Origin of the sequence: Paenibacillus sp. HW567 (assembly GCF_000374185.1) — a bacterium.
Lineage (GTDB): Bacteria > Bacillota > Bacilli > Paenibacillales > Paenibacillaceae > Paenibacillus_AQ.
The window spans coordinates 1,841,805-1,866,760 of sequence record NZ_KB910518.1 but is presented as its reverse complement, the minus strand read 5'-3'; the positions used below and the strand labels follow the sequence as shown (position 1 = coordinate 1,866,760).

Annotated in this window: 19 protein-coding genes; 5 read left to right on the top strand and 14 right to left on the bottom strand. The window is 53.8% G+C overall.

The window, feature by feature from the left end; genetic code table 11:
• Positions 1-14 precede the first annotated feature (14 nt).
• The 8 genes from B212_RS0108340 to B212_RS0108305 form a co-directional block, all read right to left on the bottom strand.
• Positions 15-1,445, bottom strand: coding sequence for a SpoIIE family protein phosphatase (locus tag B212_RS0108340; RefSeq protein ID WP_019910129.1), 1,431 nt, complete (start codon positions 1,443-1,445; stop codon positions 15-17).
• A gap of 169 nt (positions 1,446-1,614) precedes the next feature.
• Positions 1,615-2,361 carry a type I methionyl aminopeptidase gene (gene map / locus B212_RS0108335; RefSeq protein ID WP_019910128.1) on the bottom strand — a complete coding sequence of 249 codons (747 nt, stop codon included), beginning with the start codon at positions 2,359-2,361 and terminating at the stop codon, positions 1,615-1,617.
• 193 nt (positions 2,362-2,554) lie between these two features.
• Positions 2,555-4,279 (bottom strand): assimilatory sulfite reductase (NADPH) hemoprotein subunit, encoded by a 1,725-nt coding sequence (gene cysI, locus B212_RS0108330; RefSeq protein WP_019910127.1) that lies wholly within the window; start codon positions 4,277-4,279, stop codon positions 2,555-2,557.
• Positions 4,280-4,333: 54 nt separating this feature from the next.
• Complete coding sequence (locus tag B212_RS0108325; RefSeq protein ID WP_028530690.1) at positions 4,334-6,193, bottom strand: assimilatory sulfite reductase (NADPH) flavoprotein subunit; 1,860 nt, start codon at positions 6,191-6,193, stop codon at positions 4,334-4,336.
• Positions 6,194-6,440: 247 nt separating this feature from the next.
• The gene (gene lspA / locus B212_RS0108320; protein ID WP_019910123.1) at positions 6,441-6,899 is read right to left on the bottom strand and encodes a signal peptidase II; all 459 of its coding nucleotides are present in this window, start codon (positions 6,897-6,899) and stop codon (positions 6,441-6,443) included.
• 130 nt (positions 6,900-7,029) lie between these two features.
• Positions 7,030-10,278, bottom strand: coding sequence for an ATP-binding protein (locus B212_RS33085; RefSeq protein WP_019910121.1), 3,249 nt, complete (start codon positions 10,276-10,278; stop codon positions 7,030-7,032).
• Complete coding sequence (locus B212_RS0108310) at positions 10,256-10,636, bottom strand: response regulator transcription factor (protein WP_028530689.1); 381 nt, start codon at positions 10,634-10,636, stop codon at positions 10,256-10,258. Before B212_RS0108310 ends, B212_RS33085 begins: the two co-directional genes overlap by 23 nt.
• A gap of 52 nt (positions 10,637-10,688) precedes the next feature.
• Positions 10,689-12,326 (bottom strand): GGDEF domain-containing response regulator, encoded by a 1,638-nt coding sequence (locus B212_RS0108305; protein ID WP_019910117.1) that lies wholly within the window; start codon positions 12,324-12,326, stop codon positions 10,689-10,691.
• A gap of 219 nt (positions 12,327-12,545) precedes the next feature.
• Here B212_RS0108305 and B212_RS0108300 point away from each other — a divergent pair, with 219 nt between their 5' ends.
• Both B212_RS0108300 and B212_RS0108295 read left to right on the top strand, forming a co-directional pair.
• Complete coding sequence (locus B212_RS0108300; RefSeq protein ID WP_019910116.1) at positions 12,546-12,815, top strand: ACT domain-containing protein; 270 nt, start codon at positions 12,546-12,548, stop codon at positions 12,813-12,815.
• 60 nt (positions 12,816-12,875) lie between these two features.
• Positions 12,876-14,231 carry a PFL family protein gene (locus tag B212_RS0108295; RefSeq protein WP_269637006.1) on the top strand — a complete coding sequence of 452 codons (1,356 nt, stop codon included), beginning with the start codon at positions 12,876-12,878 and terminating at the stop codon, positions 14,229-14,231.
• 469 nt (positions 14,232-14,700) lie between these two features.
• Here the strand turns inward: B212_RS0108295 and B212_RS0108290 are convergent, their stop codons facing one another.
• The 3 genes from B212_RS0108290 to B212_RS0108280 form a co-directional block, all read right to left on the bottom strand.
• Positions 14,701-15,693 (bottom strand): sigma-70 family RNA polymerase sigma factor, encoded by a 993-nt coding sequence (locus B212_RS0108290; protein ID WP_019910114.1) that lies wholly within the window; start codon positions 15,691-15,693, stop codon positions 14,701-14,703.
• Positions 15,694-15,707: 14 nt separating this feature from the next.
• Positions 15,708-16,154 (bottom strand): carboxymuconolactone decarboxylase family protein, encoded by a 447-nt coding sequence (locus B212_RS0108285; protein WP_019910113.1) that lies wholly within the window; start codon positions 16,152-16,154, stop codon positions 15,708-15,710.
• A gap of 63 nt (positions 16,155-16,217) precedes the next feature.
• On the bottom strand, positions 16,218-17,675 hold the full coding sequence (locus B212_RS0108280) for an MFS transporter (protein ID WP_019910112.1): 1,458 nt from the start codon (positions 17,673-17,675) through the stop codon (positions 16,218-16,220).
• Between the two features lie 162 nt (positions 17,676-17,837).
• Here B212_RS0108280 and B212_RS0108275 point away from each other — a divergent pair, with 162 nt between their 5' ends.
• From B212_RS0108275 to B212_RS0108265, 3 genes are read left to right on the top strand one after another with little or no spacing between them, the layout of a single operon-like run.
• Complete coding sequence (locus B212_RS0108275; protein ID WP_019910111.1) at positions 17,838-18,269, top strand: MarR family winged helix-turn-helix transcriptional regulator; 432 nt, start codon at positions 17,838-17,840, stop codon at positions 18,267-18,269.
• A 56-nt stretch (positions 18,270-18,325) separates the two neighbouring features.
• A complete protein-coding gene (locus B212_RS0108270) occupies positions 18,326-18,838 on the top strand; it encodes a YbaK/EbsC family protein (protein ID WP_036669107.1) in 513 nt (170 codons plus the stop codon).
• Complete coding sequence (locus B212_RS0108265) at positions 18,835-20,064, top strand: MFS transporter (RefSeq protein ID WP_019910109.1); 1,230 nt, start codon at positions 18,835-18,837, stop codon at positions 20,062-20,064. Before B212_RS0108270 ends, B212_RS0108265 begins: the two co-directional genes overlap by 4 nt.
• A gap of 67 nt (positions 20,065-20,131) precedes the next feature.
• Here B212_RS0108265 and B212_RS31070 read toward each other — a convergent pair whose 3' ends face one another.
• The 3 genes from B212_RS31070 to B212_RS31065 are packed head-to-tail and all read right to left on the bottom strand — an operon-like array spanning position 20,132 to position 24,955.
• Positions 20,132-21,817, bottom strand: coding sequence for an extracellular solute-binding protein (locus B212_RS31070; protein ID WP_019910108.1), 1,686 nt, complete (start codon positions 21,815-21,817; stop codon positions 20,132-20,134).
• A complete protein-coding gene (locus B212_RS0108255; protein WP_019910106.1) occupies positions 21,814-23,217 on the bottom strand; it encodes a response regulator in 1,404 nt (467 codons plus the stop codon). Before B212_RS0108255 ends, B212_RS31070 begins: the two co-directional genes overlap by 4 nt.
• Entirely contained in the window at positions 23,210-24,955 is a 1,746-nt protein-coding gene (locus tag B212_RS31065; protein ID WP_019910104.1) for a sensor histidine kinase, read from the bottom strand. The genes B212_RS0108255 and B212_RS31065 overlap by 8 nt, the downstream gene beginning before the upstream one ends.
• Between the last annotated feature and the right edge of the window lies 1 nt (position 24,956).

The window sequence follows — 24,956 nt, the reverse complement described above, 5'->3', positions numbered from 1 at the left end:
AAACCTCTCCTTCTTCATTTGATATTCAGGCTGAGCCAGGTGCAATCATCCTGCAGACAAGCGCCGGCAAGCTTCGCAGACAGATAATCGTAATCACGGCCCAGCTCTTCGTTATCGTACAGAAGCTCCATCCCGTCGCTATAAAAGCAAAAACGGTCGCCCGAATGAAAAGCTACTGTCTTCTCCTCAAATTCACTGTTGCCGAACATTCCGAGCGGCGCGCCTTTGACCGTAATGCTCTCGGCCTCCTGATCCTGCGGGATATACAGAAACTCATTAATCCCGGCGCCTGCCGCTTTCAGCACCCCGGCCGTGAAGTCGAGCTGAAAGCAGCAGGCGGCAATATAATCCTCACCCAGATGCTGGAGCGCCCTTTGATTGAGACCCTTCAAGACCTGCAAAGGATCATCTGTAGCTGTAAGGCAGTCGAGAAACAGCACCCGCAATGCGGAGATGCTCAGCGCAGCCGAAATGCCTTTGCCCGTAACATCGCCGATCATTCCGATTACCCGCTTTTCATCTATTTTGTGAAAAATAAAGAAATCGCCGCTAAGCGTTCTGGCCGGGATATACAGCTTGTCCAGCTCTGCCTTGTCCTCCAGCGGGAACGTAATGGAATGGCGGTGATTCTGCAGCTTGACTGCGCGTTCCACTTCCTTCTTGCTCTCCGTGATGTCCCTCAGCACCAGTTGCAGCGCCTTTTCCTCCTCATACACAATCGGCACACCGGAAATTTCCACATCAAACACACGTTTGTCATGCCGGATGAACCGCTGCTCAATACGAAAGCTTTCTTTGGAGGTTGTGCCCCAGGTCTTCAGATGGTTATCCTTGGCGCTGCTGATGTATTCCTCTTTAAAAAAAGCTTCAATCCCCCGCCCGATCAGCTCTTTCTTCTCCTTGCCGAACATTTTTTCCGTTTGTTTGTTGGCGAACAGAATAGTGCCCCCGCTGTACACCAGAATCGCTTCAGGGCACAGCTCTACCAGATCCCGGTACCTCTCTTCGCTCTCCCGGAGTCTTTGCTCCGAACGGACCCGATCGCTGATATCATGAATTACGGTGTAGATGCATGACCTTCCAAGTATCGACATCATTCCGGTGCGGATCTCCACATCAATCAAATGCCCCCCGGCCAAAAGATGCCTGTCCATAAATACGCGGTTTTTCCCGCCTTCTCCACCGGGCATGGCACTCTTCAGGAACCCTTCCGTTCCAGCCCCGCTGTCCGCCTGCAGATCGGTGATATGAAGTTTTCTGAAGATACGCGGGCTGTATCCGTAGAATTCACAAGCCGCCCGGTTCGCATCGGTGATGCGGCCGTCCACCGGGTCTACCATTAAAGTGATCAGATGGTTGTTCTCATAAATGCAGCCATAATGCTCCATGCACTGGACTGGACTAGGAGCCTTGAGCAAATTCTTGCAATTTTTAACTGTAACCATTCTTAATCCTCTATTCTGCTTCAGCCTTAAACCTTACCATTATATGCATTTCATCTACAGCCAGCCGTGAATTCCGACACACATCGCACGAAAACTCGATATTTGTCACATAAATAACCCGCGCTTCCCCCTTGTAGAAGGAGAACACGCGGGTTATTTGTTCATCCTGTTACAGCTCAGTCAGGATAATTGTACCGTTAGGGGTAATTGCCAAAGTATGCTCGTATTGTGCCGACAGGCCGCCGTCGATGGTCCGGGCTGTCCATCCGTCTGCATCCACCTTGGTCCGGTAGCTGCCGGTGTTCAGCATCGGCTCAATGGTAAATACCATGCCTTCCTTGATACGCGGCCCCTTGCCGGCAGGCCCATAGTGCGGCACCTCCGGCGCTTCGTGCATTTCGGAGCCGATGCCATGACCGATGAAATCACGGACTACCGAGAAGCCGTTAGATTCGGCATAGACTTGTACGGCATGGGCGACATCACCGATCCGGTTGCCGGCCACCGCCTGTTCAATGCCTTTGAAGAGCGACTCTTTGGTTGTCTTCAGCAATTTGTCCGCCTGCTCGCTGATCGTTCCGACGCTATAGGACCAGGCCGAATCTGCCAGCCAGCCATTCAGGTTCACGACCATATCAATGGTCACGATATCCCCGTCCTTCAGCTCCTCATGCTTCGGAAATCCATGACAGATCACATCATTCACAGATGCGCAGGTTGCGTAGGGGTAACCGTGATACCCTTTTTGCTCCGGGGTTGCCCCTTGGGAAAGAATGAATTTCTCGGCAAACTGGTCAATCTCCCAGGTAGTGATTCCCGGTTTGATTATTTGCGCGATTTGCCGGTGGCATTCCGCAAGAATTTTGCCGGCTGCCCGCATTTTTTCGATCTCTTCCATCGTTTTCATGATGATCATACATTTCGCCTCTTCTGTACAGAACGCATTACTCACTATAATGGCTCTTGGTTATGGTATTTTGGTTCTCCTTTATATTATGTAAGAAAATCGCCGGAAATCCAAATTTAATCTTGCGTGCTCCAAAATAAATAACGAATCTGTCCCCCTGCTGCCGGGAAGAACAGATTCGTTAGGTATACAATGTGCCTAGTCAATCATGGAAATGGATTCCCGAGGTAACGGCCTTGACGTAACCGCTGCGGATCACAAAGTCCCCGAAATGCTCGCCCGCCTGACGCTCCTTGGCATAGCGGTGAATGATCGGCGTGAGCGTCTCCAGAATTTCCTTCTCATCAATACTTTCTTTGTACAGCTTATTTAATCTGTCCCCGCTAAAGCCCGCGCCCAGATACATATTATATTTGCCGGGAGCCTTGCCGATGAAGGAGATTTCGCCCAGCGCCGGTCTGGCGCAGCCGTTCGGGCAGCCGGTCATGCGGATAACAATCTCTTCATCGCGGAGACCCGCTTCGTCAATAACCAGTTCCAGCTTATCCAGCAGCAGCGGGAGATACCGCTCGGCCTCAGCCATAGCCAGCCCGCAGGTTGGCAGCGCCACACAGGACATGGCACTCCGCCGCAGAGCGGTATGATGTGCGCCGTCGGTCAGGCCGTACTTATTGGCTAGCTCATTGACCTTGCGTTTCTTCGCGCTGCTTACGCCGCCAATGATCAGATTCTGGTTGGGAGTCAGCCGGAAGTCTCCGCCGTGAATTTTGGCAATTTCCCGCAGGCCTGTCATGAGCAGATTGCCCTCGCGGTCCTGAATCCGTCCGCTTTGGATATAGAGCGTCAGATTCCATTTGCCGTCCACGCCCTTCACCCAGCCGTAACGGTCTCCGTTGTGGTCAAAATGATAGGTGCGCGCCGGTTCCAGCTCCCAGCCCAGCCGGTGATGCAGCTCTCCGCTGAACCATTCCAGGCCGTGACGGTCAATGGTGTATTTGAAGCGGGCATTCTTGCGGACAGAGCGGTTGCCGTAGTCGCGCTGGATTGTGACCGTCTTCTCCGCCACATCAATGACCTGCTCCGGCCGGCAGAAGCCAATCACCCGCCCAAGCTGGGGATAAGTGCTGGTATCGCCGTGGGTCATGCCCATGCCGCCGCCGACGGAAACATTGAACCCGGCCAGCTTGCCGTCTTCCAGAATGGCGATAAAGCCCAGGTCCTGGGAGAAGACATCTACATCATTTGCGGGAGGAACGGCCAGGCCGATTTTGAATTTGCGCGGCAGATACACCGGGCCATAGATCGGCTCCACCTCCACCCCTTCTTTGCTGTCCACTACCTTCTCGCCATCCAGCCAGATTTCATGGTAGGCGGGTGTGCGCGGCGCCAAATGGTCGCTGAGCTTGCGGGCCCACTCATACACCTCGCCATGAACCTCGGACTGGTACGGATTGGGACCGCTCATCACATTGCGGTTGACATCACCGCAGGCAGCCAGGGTGGTCATCAGCGTATCGTTAATCGACTTGATCGTCTTTTTCAGATTCCATTTGAGCACGCCATGCATTTGAAAAGCCTGGCGGGTGGTCAGCCGCAATGTGCCGTTGCCGTACTTATGGGCCAGCTCATCCATGACCAGCCACTGCGCCGGAGTAGCAACACCTCCCGGAGCCACAACACGCAGCATGAACTGAAAGGCAGGCTCCAGCTTGGAGCGTTCCCGCTCACTCCGTAAATCTCTGTCATCCTGCATATAGCTGCCGTGGAATTTGAGCAGCCGGTTGTCGTCCTCGGGCAAGCCTCCGGTGACCGGATTGCTCAGCGTTTCGACTAATGCCCCGCGCAAATAGTTGCTCTCCTGCTTGATATGTTCAACATCACTAGGCGGGCCGCCGATGGGCTTCACCACTGATTCATAATTTGCCACTATTCATCGTCTCCTCCAATTCCAAACTTCCCCTCCGTACTTCTACACTCTAAATTAATAAACATCGCGCTGGTAGCGCTGCTCCTGCTGCAGGCTGTCGAGATAGGCGGCAGCCGCTTCGGGGCTCAGTCCGCCTTCCTCCTGAAGGACGGTAATCAGCGCCGATTGGACGTCATGGGCCATATGCTTCTCATCACCGCACACATAAATGTGGGCACCCTCCTGCAGCCAGGTGTATAGCTCGCGGCTGTGCTCCAGAATCCGGTGCTGCACATACACCTTCTCTTCGGTATCCCGGGAGAATGCCACATCCAGCTTATTCAGCACACCGTCCTTCAGCATCCGCTGCCAATCCGTCTGATAGAGGAAATCGGTCACGAAATGGCGGTCGCCGTAGAACAGCCATGTTTTCCCATCCGCTCCCTGCTCTTCGCGCTCCTCCAGGAAGGAACGGAACGGCGCAACTCCTGTGCCCGGACCGATCATAATTACAGGCACAGCGGGATTTGCCGGAAGCTTGAAATTGGGATTGTTCTGGATATAGACCGGCAGAGTATCTCCTGGCTGCACTCTTTCCGCACAGTGAACCGAGCAGACTCCGTAGCGTTCGCGGCCATGCGACTGATAGCGGACTGCACGGACGGTGAAATGAACCTCATCGGGATTAGCCTTATAGCTGCTGGCAATCGAATACAGTCTTGCAGGCAGCTTGCGCAGAATCGGTACGAAGCTGCGGGCCGGGACTTCCCACGGCGCGAAATCCCGGATCAGATCCAGCAGATCGCGTCCTTGGATATACGCCTTCAGGTCCTGCTGCCGATCCGGTCCCAGCAGCCCTTGCAGGGCGGCGGACGAAGACAGACCCGCTGCCTGCTCAAGCAGCGGCTTGGTCAGGACGGTTATCTCATAATGGCGAAGCAGAGCTTCCTTCAGCGGACCCTCTTCGCCCTTTTTGTTCAATTGAACGGCTTCGTCGGGATTCCAGCCCATTGCGGCAATAATCTCCTCGACCAGCCGGGGATGATTCTCCGGGTAGACACCCAGGGCATCCCCCGGCTCAAAGGTCAGATCGGAGCCTGCCAGCGACAGCTCCAGATGGCGGGTCTCCCGGTCTGAGCCGCGGCCGTTCAGATTCAAATTCTCGAGCACCTCGGCATGAAACGGGTTATTCCGTGAATATGCCGATTGCGTCGGCTCAGCTTGCCCGGCAGCCGGTACATCCTGCCCGGCAACGCCCTGGGCATTCTGCGAACCGCTTAGGGCGCTGAGCACCTGCCCAGTCCACTCTGCCACCTGCTCATCGTAATCAAGATCGCAATCCACACGCGGGCTGAGCCGCTGACCGCCAAGCTCTTCCAGCTTTTGATCGAAGTCTTTGCCCGTCTGGCAGAAAAATTCATAAGAGGTATCACCGAGCGCCAGCACAGAGTAGCGCAGATGACCGAGCTGAGGTGCCCGTTTGCTGTTCAGAAATTCGTGAAAGGAACGGGCATTATCCGGCGGCTCTCCTTCGCCATGGGTGCTGACCAGAAGCAGCAGGTTCTCCGTCTTCTTCAGCACGTTTGGCTTGAAGCTGTTCATCGCCATCGTCGTAACCTGGAAGCCCTGCTCCTCCAGCTTGCGGGACAGGCCGGACGCTAGGCGCTGGCAGTTGCCCGTCTGGGAGCCGAACAGCACCGTCACTTCGCGGGACACCACCGGCTGCACGGCTGCAGGTACGGCTCCCGCGCCTAAAGCGGCTGCCGGAAGGGCAGCCACTGAAGCGGCAGATCCGGCTGTGCTCTCCTGCAATGAGAGTGCGGCTAAATCCCCGCCGAGCCAAATCCGCTGCGAGTCTGTGAGTGACGGCAGAAGGCGGTTCAGTAGCTCTATCTGCTCCTCATTGAAAGGACTGTTCGTAACTTGTAATTGCAACAATATCGACCTCTCCTCAGCATGAAATCTGCTTCCCTTTTAACATCTTTGAATCAGGCTATCACAATTACAAGAAACGAGCAACGAGTCTGAATTCAACTAATTACTGCAATAAAAAGAATATAATCCCATAAAATGCGCAAAAGCCGCTTAAATCAGAGTAAAAAGCTCTGGTTTAACCGACTTCATTACAATTAATGATAACTTCTATTAGATAAAATGATAGTTGAATGCTGTGAAGAGGGGCTTATCTTTTAAAAGCAAACCGCTTAAGCTGGCCTGTCAGCAGGTGCACCACAATCAGCAGACCGCCGGCATTGATTGCCAGATCGGCCAGATTCAGAATGCCGCCTCGGCTCCCGAAGACGAGAAAATCCGTTACCTGATGGTAGAGTATGCGGTCAATGGCGTTGCCTATCGCCCCGCCGACCAGAAAACCGCTGGCCATTTCCAACACAGGTCCGCGAAGCTCTCCTTTGCGTCTGTAATAGAAAATTGCAACAACGAAAAGCACAGCCACAATAGCGAAATACTTCCCATATCCCTGAAAGGAGCTGAACGCCGCCCCGCTGTTCTCGTAATAGGTAAACTGCAGATGCCCGCTCCAGACCGGAATCGACTCTCCCAGTTGCATATTGGAGCGCACCGCCCATTTGGCCGCCTGGTCTGCCAGAATGACCCCTATGGCAATCAGATAAAATAGCATGGCGTTCCTCCTCTGCACTGTTTATAAACAGCGAATGTGTTGCTGATTTGTCATGTACAGCTTAACACAATAATGCATCCGGATTCACCCCGGCGGCGGTCCCGGGCGATTGTCGCGGGTGCAAGCTTAGTTAACTGCCGCTGTCGGGAAACAGCACTTCCCCGGACTTCGACTGAATCTCCACAATTCTCTGCAGTGTACCCGACAGCTCACCAGGCGGATAAGGTTTGGTCAGATACGTCTTTACGTTCTCCAGCAGGGACTTATCTGTCTGATCCAGTGCAGAGGAGATTATGATCGGAACCTGCTCTGTCCGCGAATCATGCTTGAGCATACGGATCAGATCCCAGCCGTCCAGCTCCTCCCCGAGCATCAGATCAACAACAATCGCGACAAAAGGCGTCTTCAGCGCCTGGTCGAACGCTTTTTGCGGATGGTAATGGTGGGTGACCCTGAAGCCTTTGCCCTTCAGCTCCTCCGAGAGCAGCAGCGACAGGCTGTAGTCGTCCTCCACGATCATCACATTCGGCTTCTTATCCTTGTCTGTGAAGATTTCCTCATCCTGACTGCTGTCCTTTGCAAGCTGTACAGGCAGACTGAACCATACCGTGGTGCCTTCACCTTCCACTGACTCGATGCCGATGGCCCCCTTGTGCTTTTCAATAATTTCCTTGCAGATTGCAAGCCCGAGACCCGTTCCACCAATCCGCTTGGAGGCGCTGTTGTCCACTCTTCTGAATTTCTGGAAAAGCTGGCCGATCTGATTCTTGGGAATGCCCAGACCCGTATCCTGAACCCGCACGACAATCCGGTCCGGCTCATTGTGAAGCAGCACCTTGACCTCCTGGCTTCCCGGCGAGAATTTGATCGCATTGCTTAGCAGATTCGTGAGCACCTGGACCATCTTGTCTTTGTCCACAGATACTTCATCGTGCAGCGCGTCGTCTTCCAGAAGGATATGATGAGTGCCGCTGAGCTTGTACTGGTCTATGACGCTAAGGACAATCTCACTGAGATGCGCCTGTTCAATAGTGTATTGCTGCGTACCGGACTCCATTCGTTGCAGATCGAGAAAATCATTGATCAGCTCGGTTAGGCGTTTCGCTTCCTTATGAATGGTCTCCAGATATTTGAGCTGCTTCTCGGGTTTCATCGTCTTGGACAGCAGCAGCTCTGTGAACCCGAGCACACTGGACAGCGGTGTCCGCAATTCATGGCTGACTGTGCTGACCAGCTCTGATTTCATCAGGTCCAGCTCGTACTCGCGGGTGATATCCCGGTGTACGAACAGCGTGCCGATCCGGTCTTCACGGCGGAGCACCGGAATTGCATAGACATCCACATGCTTAATCTCCTCTGTACCAAGCGAATATTTCATGGTGCTGGACTCCACCGTCTGCTCCAGCATCGCATTTTGATAGAACTGCCGCAGTTCTTCCGGTTCATTGGACATCCCGCAGAACACTTCCAGCCACACCTCTGCCGGAACAAGCGTGCCCTCGGTCCATTCCGTGTATTGAAACAGCCCGCCAAGCGCCTTGTTAATATGCTGCATCACGCCATCCGTATTGACGAACTGGATACCTTCGTTGACATTGTTGACGATATCCCGGTTAAGCATGCGGCCATGCTCGATTTCCTCATACATCATCAGCCGCTCAATCGCCAGAGCAACCCTGCTCATCAGCCCCTGGATTTCGCTGAGCTCCTCTTCTGTGAATTCGCGCCCGATCCGGCTGCCGCAGAATACGGCGAGAATCTCTTCATCCGCGTTCACAACCGAAGTGTAATAATCGTAGCAATAGACCTTGTCAGGAGAAATCCCCTGTTCACTTGGCGAGCCTGTTCTTTTGACCATATAGGATTTCTCACTGGCAAGGCGGTGCAGCATGTCGCCGTTGTTCTGATCGAGATAGCGTTCCACATTCTGCTGCGGTACGCCTTTGACGGCGGCAATCCTATCCTTAACAATCAAAAAGAGACTGGAGTCAAAAGCATAGATCCGGTTCATAAATTCGCTGAATTTCTCGGCAAACTCCTGTTTATCCAGCGTGTACGTAATGTCATGGTTCAACTGGTTGTAGCGCTCCAGCATGATTGAGGTCTGCTCCGTATTCTTCAGGGTGTACGCAAGCTGCTCCTGCACCTGCTTCAGGGAGGTGATATTGTTCGCAATCAGGATAAACTGATAGATCTGACCCTCGTCGTTCAAATAAGGCATAACGGTCATATGCAGCCATACCGATGCCGAACCATCCTTCACAAGAACTTCAATTTCGCCGCTCCAGATTCCGCCTGTCGATAATTTGGTGATGACCAGCTCTAGCTGGGAACCGGAAACATTCAGCAGCTCGAACAGCCGGAAGGGGTAACCGATAATTTCAGCGTTTCTGTAGCCTGTATAACTGCTCAGGTTGTCGTTGGCGTAAGTGAAGATCCCTTTGTCCGATAAAATACCCACAGCCGAGGTCTGATTGAGCGCCTTCATCATGCTCTCGATCTCGCTTAGGGAGCGCTCCAGCCTGAACTGCTGATCCTGAAGCTCATCCTGCTGGGCATGCAGCTCCTCGTTCTGCATCGTCAGCTCTTCTTCCTTGTCCTGGATGCTCCGCGCCATATTGAGGAACGCCTCATACAAACGTCCAATCTCATCCCGCTTATGCAGGTTGCCCAGAAGAATCTCTTCTCCGGCTGCAAGGGAGTGGGTTGCGTTCTCCAGACGGACAATCGGATCAATCAGGATTTTGAGCATCCTCCAGATCATCAGCGTAAAGAACAGCAGCAGAAATGCGCTTAAGCCAATAGAAACTATAGTATAGATGTCGGCTTGCCTGATAGAATGGTCGGCGATCTCATTTAGCCCCCGGTCTGATCTGGCTTTGAAAGCCTTCGTATAGCTCAGAAAATCATTGACCGATTGTGTGCTGCCGCTTTGGGACAGCTTCCGAAGCCCTGCATAGTCGTCATTCTCAACCAGCCGGATGGCCTCGGGCAAGGTTTTCTGCTTGTAATTCTCATAAAAAGCCGTCAGATCTTCCCGGTACTTTGCTTCCCCCGGCGACAGCTTCAGCCCGGCGTACTGCTGGAGAATATTGTCGAGATTGCCCAGTGCGGTATTCAGCAGCTTGAGCTCACTGCCGCTCTTCAGCGCAGCATAGCCCCGGGCCCTGAAAAACACCTCATTCAGTGTTGCCGCCAGCTCATTTATCGTCTCTGTCTTATGCTGCAGAACGTTACGGTCATTCTTCAGCTTAGTCTGCTGTGTATTTATGTAAAGGAACAGCACACCTACTACCAGAACAATCAGCACGAACAATCCGGCAATAATGCGGTAATATTTTGTTTTGATGCTGGAGTCAGCGTGTCTGTTTGTGCTCACTGAGGATGCCCTCCACAATCTGCAGCAGCTCCATCGGACTGAATGGCTTCGGCATGAAATAACGTGCCCCGGCCTCCCTGGCCTTGCTGCGGTCATTGTCCTGCGCCTTGGCGGTCAGCATCATAATGGGCATGGCGCTTGTGTGTTCTTCTCCAAGGGCAGTGAGCACTTCAATCCCGGTCATTTCCGGCATCATATAATCGAGAATTACCAGGTCATACTGCTCTTCAGATAACCTGGACAGCGCCTGCGCGCCATTCTCGGCGGTGTGAATCTCCACGTTCTCCAGATCCTCCAGTGTGTCTTCAATCAGCATACGCAGAATTTCTTCATCGTCCACGATCAGTACTTTTTGCATGTTCATTCTCTCTCACCTTTCCGTTCAATCTAATGCTGTCTGAATTTCTGTGCTAGAACAGAAATCTGTGAGCCAGGCGCTCGATCCGGGTCAGCAGCTCCGGCAGATGGAACGGCTTGATTACATAATCATCCGCCCCCATTTGCAGGGCATGGATAATATCGTGCTGGTCATTGCGGCCGGTCAGCATAATGACCAGAATATTAATTTCGGGATAGCTGCTGCGGACCCGTTCAAGAACCTCCAGACCATCCAGCTCCGGCATTACCCCGTCCAGCAGAATAATGTACTTCTCCTCAGGGTCATACCAGCCCGATTGCAGAAACTGAGGGCCGCTTGCATAGCTGCTGACCTTCACACCGGCGATGCCGGCCGGCTCCCAGGCCGCGAACAGTCCGGTTACAATCCGGCAGAGCAGCGCATCATCATCGACGACAATCACATTCAACAGCGGTGCGGCTTTGGCGGCTCCAAGCTGATCCGTGTACAGGGTCGTCCGGTTTCTCCCGGTGTGCTTGCTGGCATACATCGCCTGGTCCGCTTCCTCAATCAGCTTGTCCGGGTCATTCTGCTCCTCGCGGATCTCCGTAATTCCGCCGGAGAAGGTCACCTGAAAACGCTCATTTTTGGCGGTAAATTTATTTGCGGCCAGTTGCTGCTGAATCCGTTCCACGACCAGCAAGGCGGATGAAGCATCGGTGTTCGGCATAAACAAGGCAAACTCCTCACCGCCGAAACGGCAGAAAGTGTCCTCCACCCGAATCGAAAGGCGCGCCACCTCCGAAAAAGCCTGCAGCACCTCATCCCCGACCAGATGACCGTAGGTGTCATTAACCAGCTTGAAATGATCCAGATCCATAAGCGCCAGCGAAAAAATCCGTCCCGTCCGCCGGAAATCGGAGCCGAGCTGCTTCATCGTCTGATTGAAGTATTTGCGGTTAAAAGCCCCTGTCAGCTCATCCAAGATAATGGATTCCTGCCATTCCCGCTTCAGCTCGAAGCGGTTCTTGATCAGCACCAGAAACAAATCAATATCGAGCGGCTTAGCCATATAGTCCATCACACCCAGCGAGTAGGCGTACATCTGAATTTCCTTGGAATGCTCCCCGCTGACAATGATGATCGGGATGCGCTCTTTTTTGGCCTTGCCGATAATCTGCTTCAGCACATCAATTCCGCTCTGGTCAGGGAGCAGGATGTCGAGCAGAATCAGATCCGGCTTGCTCTCATAAAATATCTTCAGTCCGCGCTCGGCGGACAATGCAATACTGACGTAGTAAGACTCCTTCTCCAGCGATTCACGCAAAAAAGCCACCAGCCCGACATCATCATCAATGATCAGAATTTCATGCTGCGGCTGTAATGCGGACAACGCCTTCCCTTCCTGCAGCGGAAGCCCGGGCGGGGTATTCCCCATTTCCGGCCTGTCGCCAAAAAGCTCCAGCAGCGGGTACAAATACTCTCCCCATTCCGCTTCAGGCCAGCCTCTTCCGCTCTCCTCAGAGAAATAGAGCAGCGAGTGGTCGGCCAGCTTCTCCACCCTGCCCAGGCCGACCGTTCCGGCCGTGCCTTTCAGATTGTGCAGAAAACGGTAAATGTCCTTTTCATCCACAAGCGGTAAGTCTGACCATTCCTGAAGCGTTTGTCTGGTGCGCTGTTCAACCAGCTCTTTGTATTTTCTTGTTGTCATCGTAGCTCCTTCAAGCCATTATATTAACCTGGCATTTAAACATAGTATAATAGTCCTGTCAACTATAATCCATGTAAAATAGGGAAGAAGATCAACTTTCTGAAGATATGGACAAAAAAACTTTGGTTGTAGAGTGTGCAATCCTTTGCCATAATAATTGAAACGGTTCATTCCGTTAAAGCGGCGGATGAACAGAGCACAAGATAGGAGGCTTTTTCATTGAAGGGGATCATTACTGTACTGGGAAAAGACAAGGTAGGCATTATCGCAAAGGTCTGTACTTACCTCGCAGGCCACAATCTCAACATTCTGGATATTTCGCAGACGATTGTGCAGGATTATTTCAACATGATGATGATTGTAGACATTTCTGCGCCTAGCAAGTCCTTTGAGGAAATTGTCGAGGACCTGCAGCAGGTGGGCGAAGAGATCGGCGTGGAAATCAAGCTCCAGCATGAGGATATTTTCAATATTATGCACCGGATTTAGACAGCCTGAGCACCACTGCAAAGAAGCCATTGTCAACAAAATTTAAGGAGCATAGCTATGATTTCAATTGTTGAAGTACAGGAAACGAATAAAATGATCCGGGAAATGAATCTGGACGTCCGTACCATTACGATGGGAATCAGCCTGATGGACTGCGCCCATACGGATATGCGGGTGTTTAACCAGAATGTGTATGACAAAATCACCCGTTCCGCCGAGAAGCTGGTCAAAACCGGCGAAGATCTGGAACGGCAATTCGGCGTGCCGATTGTCAACAAACGGATTTCGGTCACCCCGATCTCCATTGCTGCGGGAGCGGTTCATACCGATACCTATGTGCCGGTGGCCGAAATACTGGACAAGGCGGCCAAGGAGGTCGGCGTTAACTTCATCGGCGGCTTCTCGGCGCTTGTACAGAAGGGCTGCACGAAGGGCGACCGGATTCTGATTGACAGCATCCCGGAAGCGCTCGCGGTTACCGAAAGAGTCTGCTCCTCCGTCAACGTCGGCTCCTCGCGCAGCGGAATCAATATGGACGCGGTAAAGCTGATGGGCGAAATTATCCTCCAGACGGCTGAGCGCACCAAGGAACGCGATTCCATCGGCTGCGCCAAGCTGGTCGTTTTCTGCAATGCGGTTGAGGACAACCCGTTCATGGCAGGCGCTTTTCACGGGGTTGGTGAGCGCGAATGCGTAATCAACGTCGGGGTCAGCGGACCAGGCGTAATTAAGCGTGCGCTTGAGGAAGTAAAAGGACAGGACTTCGAAACGCTCTGCGAAACAATCAAGCGGACCGCCTTCAAGGTTACCCGCGTCGGCCAGCTCGTTGCCCAGGAGGCCTCCAAACGGCTGGACGTGCCTTTCGGCATTATTGACCTGTCGCTTGCACCCACCCCTCTGATCGGTGATTCCATTGCGGAGATTTTCCAGGTAATGGGACTTGAGGAAGCCGGAGCGCCGGGAACTACGGCTGCGCTCGCCATCCTTAATGACAATGTCAAAAAAGGCGGCGTCATGGCCTCCTCCTATGTCGGCGGGCTCAGCGGCGCTTTTATCCCGGTCAGTGAAGACCACGGCATGATCCAGGCTGTGCAGCGCGGCGCACTGACGCTGGAGAAGCTCGAAGCCATGACCTGCGTGTGCTCGGTCGGTCTTGACATGATCGCTATTCCCGGCAGCACCAGCAAAGAAACCATCGCCGGTATCATCGCCGACGAAGCCGCGATCGGCATGGTGAACAACAAAACAACTGCGGTTCGTGTCATCCCGGTCATCGGCAAGGAAGTAGGCGAAATGGTTGAGTTCGGCGGACTGCTCGGCTATGCGCCGGTAATGGCCGTGAACCCGTTCAACTGTGCAGGGTTCGTAGGCCGGGGCGGTCGTATTCCCGCTCCGATCCACAGCTTCAAGAACTAGCAGATCGTAAGACTCTTAGTGTCGGAGTTCAGACGATTCTCCGCCGGACGGAGTAGGGCGTGGAAATCACGCCGCAGGTGTATCTGGCCTATGAATAGAACCATCTCCTGTTCGGGAGAGTCTGCCGCTTTGTAACGGACTGAACCGCTCTTATTCCTATTGGAAGTCAATTTTGCGCAAGTGTTCGGACTCCAGAGCCTTTATGAGCGGACATTCGCCCTAAATATAGCTGCCGAAGAAGCAATAAGCGCTTTACGGTCCGTTCGCTCGGCTAATTGTATCCCTTTCGGGATAATAAGGGCTTTTCGGTCCATAAGGAACAGGAGGATGGATATGACGAATCCCTCTTTCCCTGAACCACAAAGGCTCCGTTATGCGCCACAGATCTAGAACAGATACTGGTTTAGTACGCGCTCATTGGCGTACTCAAAAGCGCCGCTCCCCGGCAGCAGGGGGCGGCGCTTTTGAGTTACAATTGGGGTCTCGGCGTAACTGCGGGGAAGGCTTGGGACTTCCGGCCGCTGTTGTCAACATGCCCAAGCTTGCCCGGGGCCAGCATGAGATACAGTTCTTGAATCTGTTCCCCGCTTTTGCCGAGAGCCAGGCAGAGCACTGCCTTGATCTCCCCTTGCTGCTTGAACACGAGATTCTGCTCTCCATTGATCATGGCGAAGGAAATCTCCCATTCCCGCATCTTCTGCAGAACCCGCTTTGAGGTCAGCAAGGCCAGCACACCCTTGCGTCCAACCATTGGTCGTAGAATCGTTTGTGCCTCCTGCCCGCCGCCGTCGCCGACAAGCACTGGCTGCTCGGCGAGCAGCTTCAGCATTCCGCCGACATCATAGGCGGTGAAAGCTGCGGTGAACCGGCGCAGCAGCCTTTCTCGGGAAGTACCGGAGCCCGGTGCCGCTGACACTGGCAATAGCTGCTTGGCCTGAATCGTCCGCTTGGCCCGGCTGTAAATCTGCCTGCAGTTGCTCCCGGACTTGCCAACCATCTCCGCAATGGCATCATATTCATACTGAAAGGCCTCTCTTAGCACAAACACGGCTCTTTCGGCAGGCGACAGCCGCTCCAGCAGCACCAAAAATGCGTAGGAGAGTGTATCCTTCCGTTCCGCCGCCGCTTCCGGCCCATCGTAAGGCTCGCTCACCGGCTCAGGCAGCCATTCTCCGATGTACATCTCTCTACGGCTGCGCGCCGAGCCCAGCAGGTTCAGACAGCGGTTGGTAATGCCTTTAGCTACATATGCCTTCATGTTGAGAATTCCGCTGCGGTCCCGCCGCTGCAGCTCAGCAAAACAATCCTGCACAGCATCCTCGGCATCAGCCACGACTCCCAGCATTCGATAGGCAATCGAGAAAGCGTACCTGTAATAGCTGCGGTACAGCTCCTCCAGGCTCAAATTCTCCACCGCCCCCGTACCTGTGCCAGCGCTAAGCTCACTGTCCCGGTCCTTCAACGCTACACCTCCAATCAGTTAAAACAGCCCGGATACATCCCTGTCGATATGGCAATCCGGTTCCAGCTATTGATGGTGTTGATCCCCATAATCCAGTCCACGTATTCCTCCTGGCTGAAATGCTCCATAACCTTGTCATACAAGGCTTGAGGCACACCATCTTGACTGATCAGAGTAACCGTTTCGGCAAGCTCCAGCAGCGCTTTTTCCCGCTCCGTAAAGAGCGGAACCTCATGCCAGACGCTCAGCAGCAGAATGTGATCGGCATAATCGCCCAGCTTCAGCAAATCCTTCGCATGCATATCCATACAGAAGGCGCAGCCGTTGATCTGGGAGACCCGTATCTTCACCAATTCATACAATACCTTATCCTTGATGCGTCCGCCCGCATGCTGCTCTAGTGCCATCATTGCCCGAAAAGCCGGTTCATTAGCCGTTCTGTAGTTAAAGCGTAAACTCATTTTCATCGCCTCCATAATAGATATACATAGTGGAGACAACATAACCTTCTGATTTGTGACAAGCTATGCTTTTATCGCTCTTTTTGCTCTTCTTATGGAGAGCATCCGCCAGCCGGTGAGCAGCGCCGACACCAGGCAGATCACCGATGAGGTCAGGAACACGGCATGCATTCCGGTGAGAAAAATATCCGGACGGCCCGGAATCAGGCCGGTTACCCGGTAGCCCGCCCTGCTGCTCATTACGTTGAACAGAATCGAGGTGGCAATAGTGATGCCGACGACCATGCCCACGTTGCGGACAAGTGAGTTGACGCTGCCTGCCGACCCGAGCTGTGTGCGCGGCACGGTGGACATAATCAGCGAATTGTTGGGCGACATGAACAGACCGCTGCCGATCCCCAGCATGGCAATCCACACACCTGCAAGCACAACCGGGCTGCCGTCATGCAGGCGGGCCAGCCCGAATTGGGCGATGACCATTACGATCAATCCCGCGAAGGTAAGGAATTCGGAGCCGATTTTATCCGACAACGCCCCGCTCAGAGGCGCAATGATAACCATACAGATCGGGAAGAGCATAAGCAGAAAGCCCGCATAGAATGGCGACAGGTTCAGCATGTTCTGCGCATAGAACGGGGCAATAATATTGAAGCAGAAGTTAGCGACAAAGACCAGAAATGCACACAGGATGCTGAGCGAGAACAAGGGATTTTTGAACAGCGACAATTGGAGCAGCGGCTGAGTGCGGCGCAATTCCACTATGATAAAAGCGATAAAAGCTGCGGCTGCGGCAATCAGCGACGAGACAATCCGGCTGTCCCCATATCCGAGCTGTTGTCCAAGCAGCAGTCCGGCAAACAAAGCAACAATGAAGACGGCAAACAGCAGGCTGCCGGGAACGTCGATTTTGGATTTTACATGAATCAGATCCTTCGGCAGCACCTTCCACCCGAGAGCGATGGCAATGAGTCCAATCGGAACATTGACCCAGAAAATATACTCCCATCCCAAGGTAGAGACAATGATTCCGCCCAGGCTTGGCCCGGCAATACTTCCGAGTGATACGAAGGTTCCGATTAATCCAAGCGCCTTACCCCGTTCATTGGACGGGAAAATATCCGTAACAATTCCCTGGCTGTTAGCCATCGTCATCGAGGCGCCGATCGCCTGAATGATACGGGAACCAATCAGAAACGGCAGGTTAGCGCTTAGGCCGCAGAGCAGAGACCCGATGATGAAGATCACCGTGCCGAGTTTGAAAATTCTGATCTTCCCGGCGATATCGCCCAGCTTTCCGAAGAATAATATGACCGAGCAGATCGCCATCAGATACCCTGTCGTCACCCACTCTACCTGCGCTATAGGCAACGAGAGCTCCTTCACAAGCACAGGCAGGGCAATATTTACAATGCTGCCGTCCAGCGTAGACATGAAGGTGAATAAATTAAGTACGATCAGGATCATCCAGCGTTTCTTCTGAATCGCCGCATCCTCCTGATAGGTTGCACTGATTGAACTCATACGCAAACACCTCATACATCAAATTTTCGGAGATATAGTTGCATCCGCAACGAAATAATATACCCAGTGTACTCCAACTTAGTTGCGCACGCAACCACTTTGCGGTAGTATTTTAGTCAATAGATTAAGAAGCGTAAGAAAATAGCCAAAGAGGTGCGTATATTGAACTCGAACAGGGAACCTATCGGCAAGCTGCTGTCCCAGCTAAACCGGCAGAGCCAGAAATTCCTCACCAAAGAACTGATGGATTACGGGATCGGCAGCGGCGGACAGCACACCTTTCTCAAGCTGATCGTGAACCAGCCCGGCATTACGCAGGATCAGATGACAAGCGAGTTGAAATTCGATAAGGCCACTACCGCCCGCTCCGTGAAACATCTGGAGCAATCGGGTTACGTTGAGCGCCGAACCGATCCCAAGGACCGCCGTTCCTCCCTGCTCTATCCGACGGCCAAAGCGATTGAGTTCGCTCCGGTCCTTCAAGAGATTCTGAATGAGCTAAACCGCAAGCTTGCAAGCGGCTTAACCTCGGAGGAAGTGGACACGCTCGTTATGCTGCTCCAAAAGATCAGCAAAAATTCTGCGAAACTCTAATCGTCTTATGTTAGAATGTGAACAATATGATCTACTTTCAGAAAGGAGTCATGATCTTGTCAATTACAAGTGTAAAAGAGCACTTCCACCGTGTAGGCAGAGCGCAGGATGTGCGTGAATATGCCACCTCCAGCGCTACTGTCGAGATGGCTGCTGCTACCATCGGCGTGCTTCCAGCCCGAATTGCCAAGACCCTCTCCTTCCGGGGGGCAGAAGATCAGGCCATTCTCGTTGTGGGTGCCGGAGATGCCAAGATTGACAACAAGAAATTCAGGGAGCGCTTCGGCTTCAAGGCCAGAATGCTTACTCCCGAGGAAGTGCTGGAGCAGACCGGACACGAAATTGGCGGGGTTTGCCCCTTTGGACTGGCCCATGAGCTGGAGGTCTACCTGGATGTGTCGATGAAACGGTTCACTACGCTTTTCCCGGCCTGCGGAAGCACCAACTCCGCGATCGAGCTGACCTGCGATGAGCTGGCAATGTATTCGGGGAGCAAGGACTGGGTGGACGTCTGCAAGGGCTGGAACGAGGACGAAACGCCGGTACTAGAGGAAGGAACAACTCTGTGAATAACATAAAGGACAAAAGCCAGACACCGCCGCCAAGCAAGGAGCGTTTTCCGCTGTCTCTGCTCTGCCTGACACTGGGAGCCTTTGCGATTGGCATGACCGAGTTTATCATCATGGGACTTTTGCCCAATGTTGCAAGCGACCTTGGCGTAAGCATTCCTGCGGCCGGGCAGCTTATTACCAGCTATGCACTTGGTGTCGCTATCGGCGCGCCGGTACTGACCATCTTCACCCACCGTCTGCCGCAAAAAAGGCTGCTGATCATTCTGATGGGCATTTTCATCTTCGGAAATGCCGTTTCCGTGATTGCGCCAACCTACACACTGCTGATTCTCGCCCGTATTCTCACTGCTTTTGCCCACGGAACCTTTCTTGGTGTGGGTACCATTATCGCCGCAAGACTGGTTCGGCCGGAGAAGCGTGCCGGAGCCGTATCCATTGTGCTTGCCGGCCTTACCGTGGCCAATATCATCGGAGTACCATTTGGCACGTTCATCGGCCAGCAGCTTGGCTGGAGGGCTTCTTTTGGAGCCATTACCCTGCTGGGCATTGTATCGCTGTTTGGCATCATCCGGTTCATTCCGGTGATTGTTCAAGAGCAGACCGCCGATCTCGCCGAGCAGGTGCGCGGACTGCTGAATCCGAAGGTGCTGCTGATCCTCCTGACAGGGGCGCTGGGCTGCGGCAGCCTGTTCTCCTTATTCACCTATATTACGCCGATGCTTGAGGAGATCACAGGTTTTGCCGAACACAGTGTCACCTGGATTCTTGTGCTGTTCGGGGTTGGCGTGACAATCGGCAATATTGCCGGCGGCAAGCTGGCCGACTGGAAGCTGATGCCTTCGCTGATCGTCAACTTTGCCGTTCTCGCCGTCGTCATCACTACATTCACGCTCACGCTGGACAACCCTATTCTTACGGTGATCAACGTCTTTATCTGGGGCATCGCCGCCTTCGGCATCATGCCGGGCATTCAGCTCCGCATCATGAATCTGGCGCATAAAGCGCCGCTTCTGGCTACCACTTCAAGCCATTCGGCGCTTAATCTGGGCAACGCGGCAGGTGCATATCTTGGCGGAGCTGCGATTAACCAGTTCGGCCTCTCCTCCATTCCCTGGCTGTCCGCCGGTCTGGCCGCACTTGCCTTGCTTGGAGCCTGGTGCAGCTACTTGTCAACCAGCAGCAAATCCCGGGCGACAAGTGCCGGCACTACCGCAGCTTCATAAGCGTATTCTATCAGTCTTCCGCAACTCAGGCCGCAATCCTCAGCACTGGGGGATTCCGGCCTGTTTCTTATTTATTCAGATGCCTGCTGTCCACGATCTGCGTGACCTCCTTGGTAATGATATCTCCGCCCATGCGCTTCCACTTGGCTACGAAGAGATCGAAGTCGCTCAGCGGCGAATCCCCAACAATAATGTTCAGGAAGGTCTCGCTCTCCAGCGTCTGCAGCTCGGGCCAATTCCGCTTCATATGCAGCGTGCTTCCGTAAAAGACACTACGGACTCCTTCAATGGCGGTCGATGACAATACGGCAGCGCCGTATTTATAGGAGTTGGCCGCCTTCCAGCCCTCCAGATTTTTTTTGGGCTGTTCCTCCTCAGTAAGCCAGTGATTATAGAGCAGCCGTGTGTCCGGGTCCAGAGCATCGGGATCAATCTTGCCGTGCAGTGCCTGCTGCATATCTGAATAATGCTTCTCAATGGCCCCGGTATAATCAATCAGCAAATCGAACGGGTAGTAGGCCCGGGGCTGTATTCCGGTCTGTGCAGAGAAATCATCGAGCTGCTTGACCGCCTCCTGATTAGGGTCCCTTCTCCGCTCCAGCCGGGTAAAGACATTCAGCAGCTTCACCACGGCTTCGGGATGCTCATAGCCCTTGCGCACGACCAGATAACGGTCTGTGACCGGAGCCATATGCGTAACGAATTTGCCCGCGGCATCCAGCGGTGCGGCATACGCCCGCCATTCTGCCTTGGTATCAAGCGCTACCGCCTCCGACAGCGGATAAAAGGGCATCCACCACGGACCGAAGAACATCCCGGACTTGCCGGAGATAATCGGCTCCTGGGTTTCCTTATAAAGGGCAAAATCCGGGTCAATCAGCCCCCGCTTGTACCAATCGGCAAGCTTAGCCAAGGCCATCTTGGTCTCCGGGGTAATCGAGCCATAGACGATTTTGCCCTGGCTGTCCTTGATCCAATTGGTGGGAAACGCATGAAAAGCGCTGAACACGGCATCCAGGCCGTTGACATGAGGCTTCGTGCCATACACGATGTTCTTGTACGCGCTGAGGCCAACCGTGTCACGTTTGCCGTTGCCGTCCGGGTCTCTTTCGATAAAAGCCTTGGCGATCCTTTCAATATCCTCAAAGGTATGCGGCGCCGGAAGCTCCAGCCGGTCCAGCCAATCCTGCCGGACCCACAGCATCGAAGGGGAATCGGCATTAATCGCCACATTCGGCAATCCGTACAGCTTGCCGTTCCTAGTTGCGTCGCCCAGCGCTTCGCCATGGGTAGAATCGTACATATCCTTGATCAGCTCGGACCCATACTTCTGGTACGTCTCCGTCAGATCTGCAATCATGTCGCTGTCAATCAGTTTCGATAATTGATCCCTGTCAACGACCAGCGCATCGGGCAGATCATTGCTGTCAATCGCGAGCTGCGCTTTTTGCGTGTAAGGCTCCTCCCCCTTCGCTTCCCAGGAATGAATGACCTTGATATTGGTCAGGCTCTCCAAATAACGGGAGATCGGATTGTTATCATTGCTGTCTCCCGTGTTCAGACGGGAATCCGGCACCTTGAAGCCAATCCGCATTACAACCGGAGCGTCGTATTTGCCGTAGGCTGCCGAGTCTGCACTATTGGCCGAAGCTGCTCCGCCCGTAGCCTTCGCGTCCGGCACTCTGCCGCCGCGGCAAGCCGAGAGAGACAAGAGCGCCACAGCGAGGAGAACATATTTAACCGTTCTGTTCACCGCTCGATCCCCTCCGCGCGGTATTCACTCGGCAGCTTGCCTACACGTTCCCGGAACAGCCTGCTGAAATAACGGTCATCCTCAAACCCCGATCTGCCGGCAATTTCGCATACGGGATAATGGGTCTCCAGCAGCAGCGATTTAGCCAGCTCCAGCCGCATGCCCCGCAGGCTCTCGCCAAAGGTCTCACCGGCAAAACGGGCAAAGCACTGGCTGAAATAACCTCGGCTCATGTTGATCTCCGCAGCGACATCTCCCTGATTGATCTTGTCTCCGGCATGGCTTCTCATATAACGGACCGCACGGATCAGGCAGAACATCACCTCTTTGCTCAGCCCCAGCTCAAGCATCCGCCGCTGCGCATAACCGGAGAATTGCCGCAGCCAGTTTTTCCAGTGCGTCCAGTTCAGGTTGCCAACAGCCAAATCTTCCAGGTGCGCCGTTTCTTCAGCCTTCAGAATCAGCCCGGTCCAGCCGTGGAGAAGACCAGCGCCAAATGCTGCAATCCTGTCCCGGCCGGGCTGCTGCCGCTGCACATGGGCGATGAATGTCTCCCAAGCCTCCCGGTCCAGCGCCCAGCGCAGATTCAGCGCCTGGTCCAGGGTATCTTCTCCGGTTATGGGCAGATTCTCCTCTGCCGCTATCCTTTTCAGCTCAGCATAGTCCAGCCTGGCCGGCTCTTCGGTTCCTTCGTAATAAAAGAGTGCATGGTGCGCCGCTCTGCCCAGCACCTCCTCTACCTCCTGAAGCTGCCGGTCCTTCAGTCCGCAGACCAGCGCCGCAGACCAGCGTCCGCCAAGAACGCTCTTAAGCTCACGCCTAGCCTCTTCTTCGGCAAAACGCCCAAGCAGCGGAGTGAGCCACATGTTCTTCAGCGCAAGCAACGGGTGATTCTTCACGATGGAGAGCCCGAACAGCTCCTCTTCATTGCCCTGCGGCTGCAGCGGAAGATAGAGCAGCGCCCTGTCCGCTGCCACCACCTTGCCCTCTCCGCGCGAGAGCGATTCACGCGCACGGTCCTCCCACTTCACCCGTTCCACCAGACGGCGGATCGTTTCGTCTGCATTCTCAACCTCCAGCAGCGTTTTGACAATATAATCGACCGCTCCAAGACGCAGCGCCTCCTGCACATAATCAAATTCATGATGGCAGGTCAGCACGACACAGCGGATCGCGGGAAAACGCATGCGCACCTGCCGGATCAGCTCAAAGCCGGTCATGCCGGGCATTGTAATATCGACAAACAGCAGATCAGCCTCCTGCTCGCGGAGCAGGGCCAGCGCGGCATTGCCGTCCCCCGCCTCACCGACGATCACCACCCCGAAGGACGCCCAATCAATCAGCGAGATGAAGCCTTTGCGCACCAGCCGTTCGTCATCGACCACAACAGCTTTAATCATCGAAGTCCTCCTTGCTTTTGATGGGTATGATTATGATTACGCTCGTTCCTTCATCTGTTCCGCTCCGAATTTGCAGTGTCACTTGCTCTCCGAAATAAGTCTTCAGCATACGCTTGACGTAGGAGAAGCCGATCCCCAGTCCCCGCTTCCCTACCGCTTCATCCGTAAGCAGCTCCTCCATTTGGGCCTCGTTCATCCCCGTTCCGTTGTCCCTTACGCACAGCCGCACTTCTCCCGGGCTATGGGCCGTAATTATGACATCTACCTTACCGTTGTCGCTAAGGCCGTGATAGATCGAATTCTCCACCAGCGGCTGCAGCAAAAACCGCGGAACCGCCGCGCTCAGCACGGTCTCATCAGCCTGCACATTGAACTCGAATTCATAGTCGTAACGGATGCGCTGCAGCTCCATGTAATTGCGGATCGCTTCAATTTCCTCGCCAATGGTGACAATAATGCTCATCTTGCCAAGGTTGTAGTGAAGCACCTTCACCAGCAGTGTGACCAGCTTGTCGATTTCCTTCTGCCCGTTCAGCCGGGCGAGCCACTGTACCGTGTTCAGCGTGTTATGCAAAAAATGGGGGTTGATCTGGCTGAGCAGCTTCTCGATTTCGAACTGGCTTTTCAGCTTCTCATTGCGGGCTACCGCCAGAATCAGCTCATTGACCTGATCCTTCATCTGCTGGAAGTTGCTCAGCACAAAGTCGAACTCCTCTACATTGGTGTATGCCACCGGAGCCGTAACATTCTCCGCCATGCGGATAATCTCCAGATTCACCTTGCGCAGAGGGCCGTAGATCCGCTTCCAGATGAGCCAGGCCAGAAATCCGGCAAACAGCAGCGTGGACAGGGCAAGCAAAATCATTTTGTAAAACCAGGAATAAATCTCGCTGTTAAATACCGATTTCTTAACCACCGCTACCAGCTTCCAGCCCTGCGGGCTTTCGTAACGGAACAGATGGTAGCCGTCAAGCTCCTCATGCGCTGCGCCCGGGTTCTCGCCGGCTGCCCTGACAATCTCCTGCGGCAGCTCACCGTCAATCGTCTGGGTCACGCTGCCGCTCTGGTTGACCAGCAGATGATTCACCTGCATCCCGTAGGCCTGCTGATTAAAAATTTTGCGCAGCAGACTGTAGTTCGTCTCCAGATAAATGTATAGCTTATGCTGGCCGTTCACCCTGACGATCCGCTGCTCGGAGAAAACCACATTATCGCCAACCGCATACATCGTCTGGTGCGGCCCGTAGTAGTCAGCCCCGTTATAATGCATGAAGGAAGGGAGCTTGCTGATTTCAAAATCCCGCCGCGTGCTCATGTTGGTGAACAGCACCGGATCATCGCTGCCCGGCATGATGTAGGCAGTTAGGCCAATGTAGGGATTGGTGAAATTGACCAGATTAATCTTCTGGTTGATCGAATTCATGATCTGCGATTTACGGTAAATCTGCTTCTCCTCCAGAAAGGAAGACATTTCCTGCACGATTTGACCATCCAGCGCGAACTGCTTGGAAGCGAAATCAAGATTGTCGATGGCGTTCTCCAGGCTAAGCGCCTCCTGCTGCAGACTCGCGCTGATGCCGCTTCCGATTTTGCCGGAAAGCACGGAATAAATCGAGGTATACGATACAATGCCGACAATGAGCAGCGGCAGCATCGTACCGATGAGCAGATAGATCACCAGAGTTGTCCGCAGTGATTTGCCTGCCGGAGCATGCCTTCCCGCCTTCCTTCTCAACATC

Bases quoted from the DNA above. Each gene is read 5' to 3' on its own strand.
- B212_RS0108340 (WP_019910129.1), bottom strand. From the start codon at position 1,445: ATGGTTACAGTTAAAAATTGCAAGAATTTGCTCAAGGCTCCTAGTCCA.
- map (WP_019910128.1), bottom strand. From the start codon at position 2,361: ATGATCATCATGAAAACGATGGAAGAGATCGAAAAAATGCGGGCAGCC.
- lspA (WP_019910123.1), bottom strand. From the start codon at position 6,899: ATGCTATTTTATCTGATTGCCATAGGGGTCATTCTGGCAGACCAGGCG.
- B212_RS0108310 (WP_028530689.1), bottom strand. From the start codon at position 10,636: ATGCAAAAAGTACTGATCGTGGACGATGAAGAAATTCTGCGTATGCTG.
- B212_RS0108305 (WP_019910117.1), bottom strand. From the start codon at position 12,326: ATGACAACAAGAAAATACAAAGAGCTGGTTGAACAGCGCACCAGACAA.
- B212_RS0108285 (WP_019910113.1), bottom strand. From the start codon at position 16,154: ATGAGTTTACGCTTTAACTACAGAACGGCTAATGAACCGGCTTTTCGG.
- B212_RS0108280 (WP_019910112.1), bottom strand. From the start codon at position 17,675: ATGAGTTCAATCAGTGCAACCTATCAGGAGGATGCGGCGATTCAGAAG.
- B212_RS0108255 (WP_019910106.1), bottom strand. From the start codon at position 23,217: ATGATTAAAGCTGTTGTGGTCGATGACGAACGGCTGGTGCGCAAAGGC.
- B212_RS31065 (WP_019910104.1), bottom strand. From the start codon at position 24,955: ATGTTGAGAAGGAAGGCGGGAAGGCATGCTCCGGCAGGCAAATCACTG.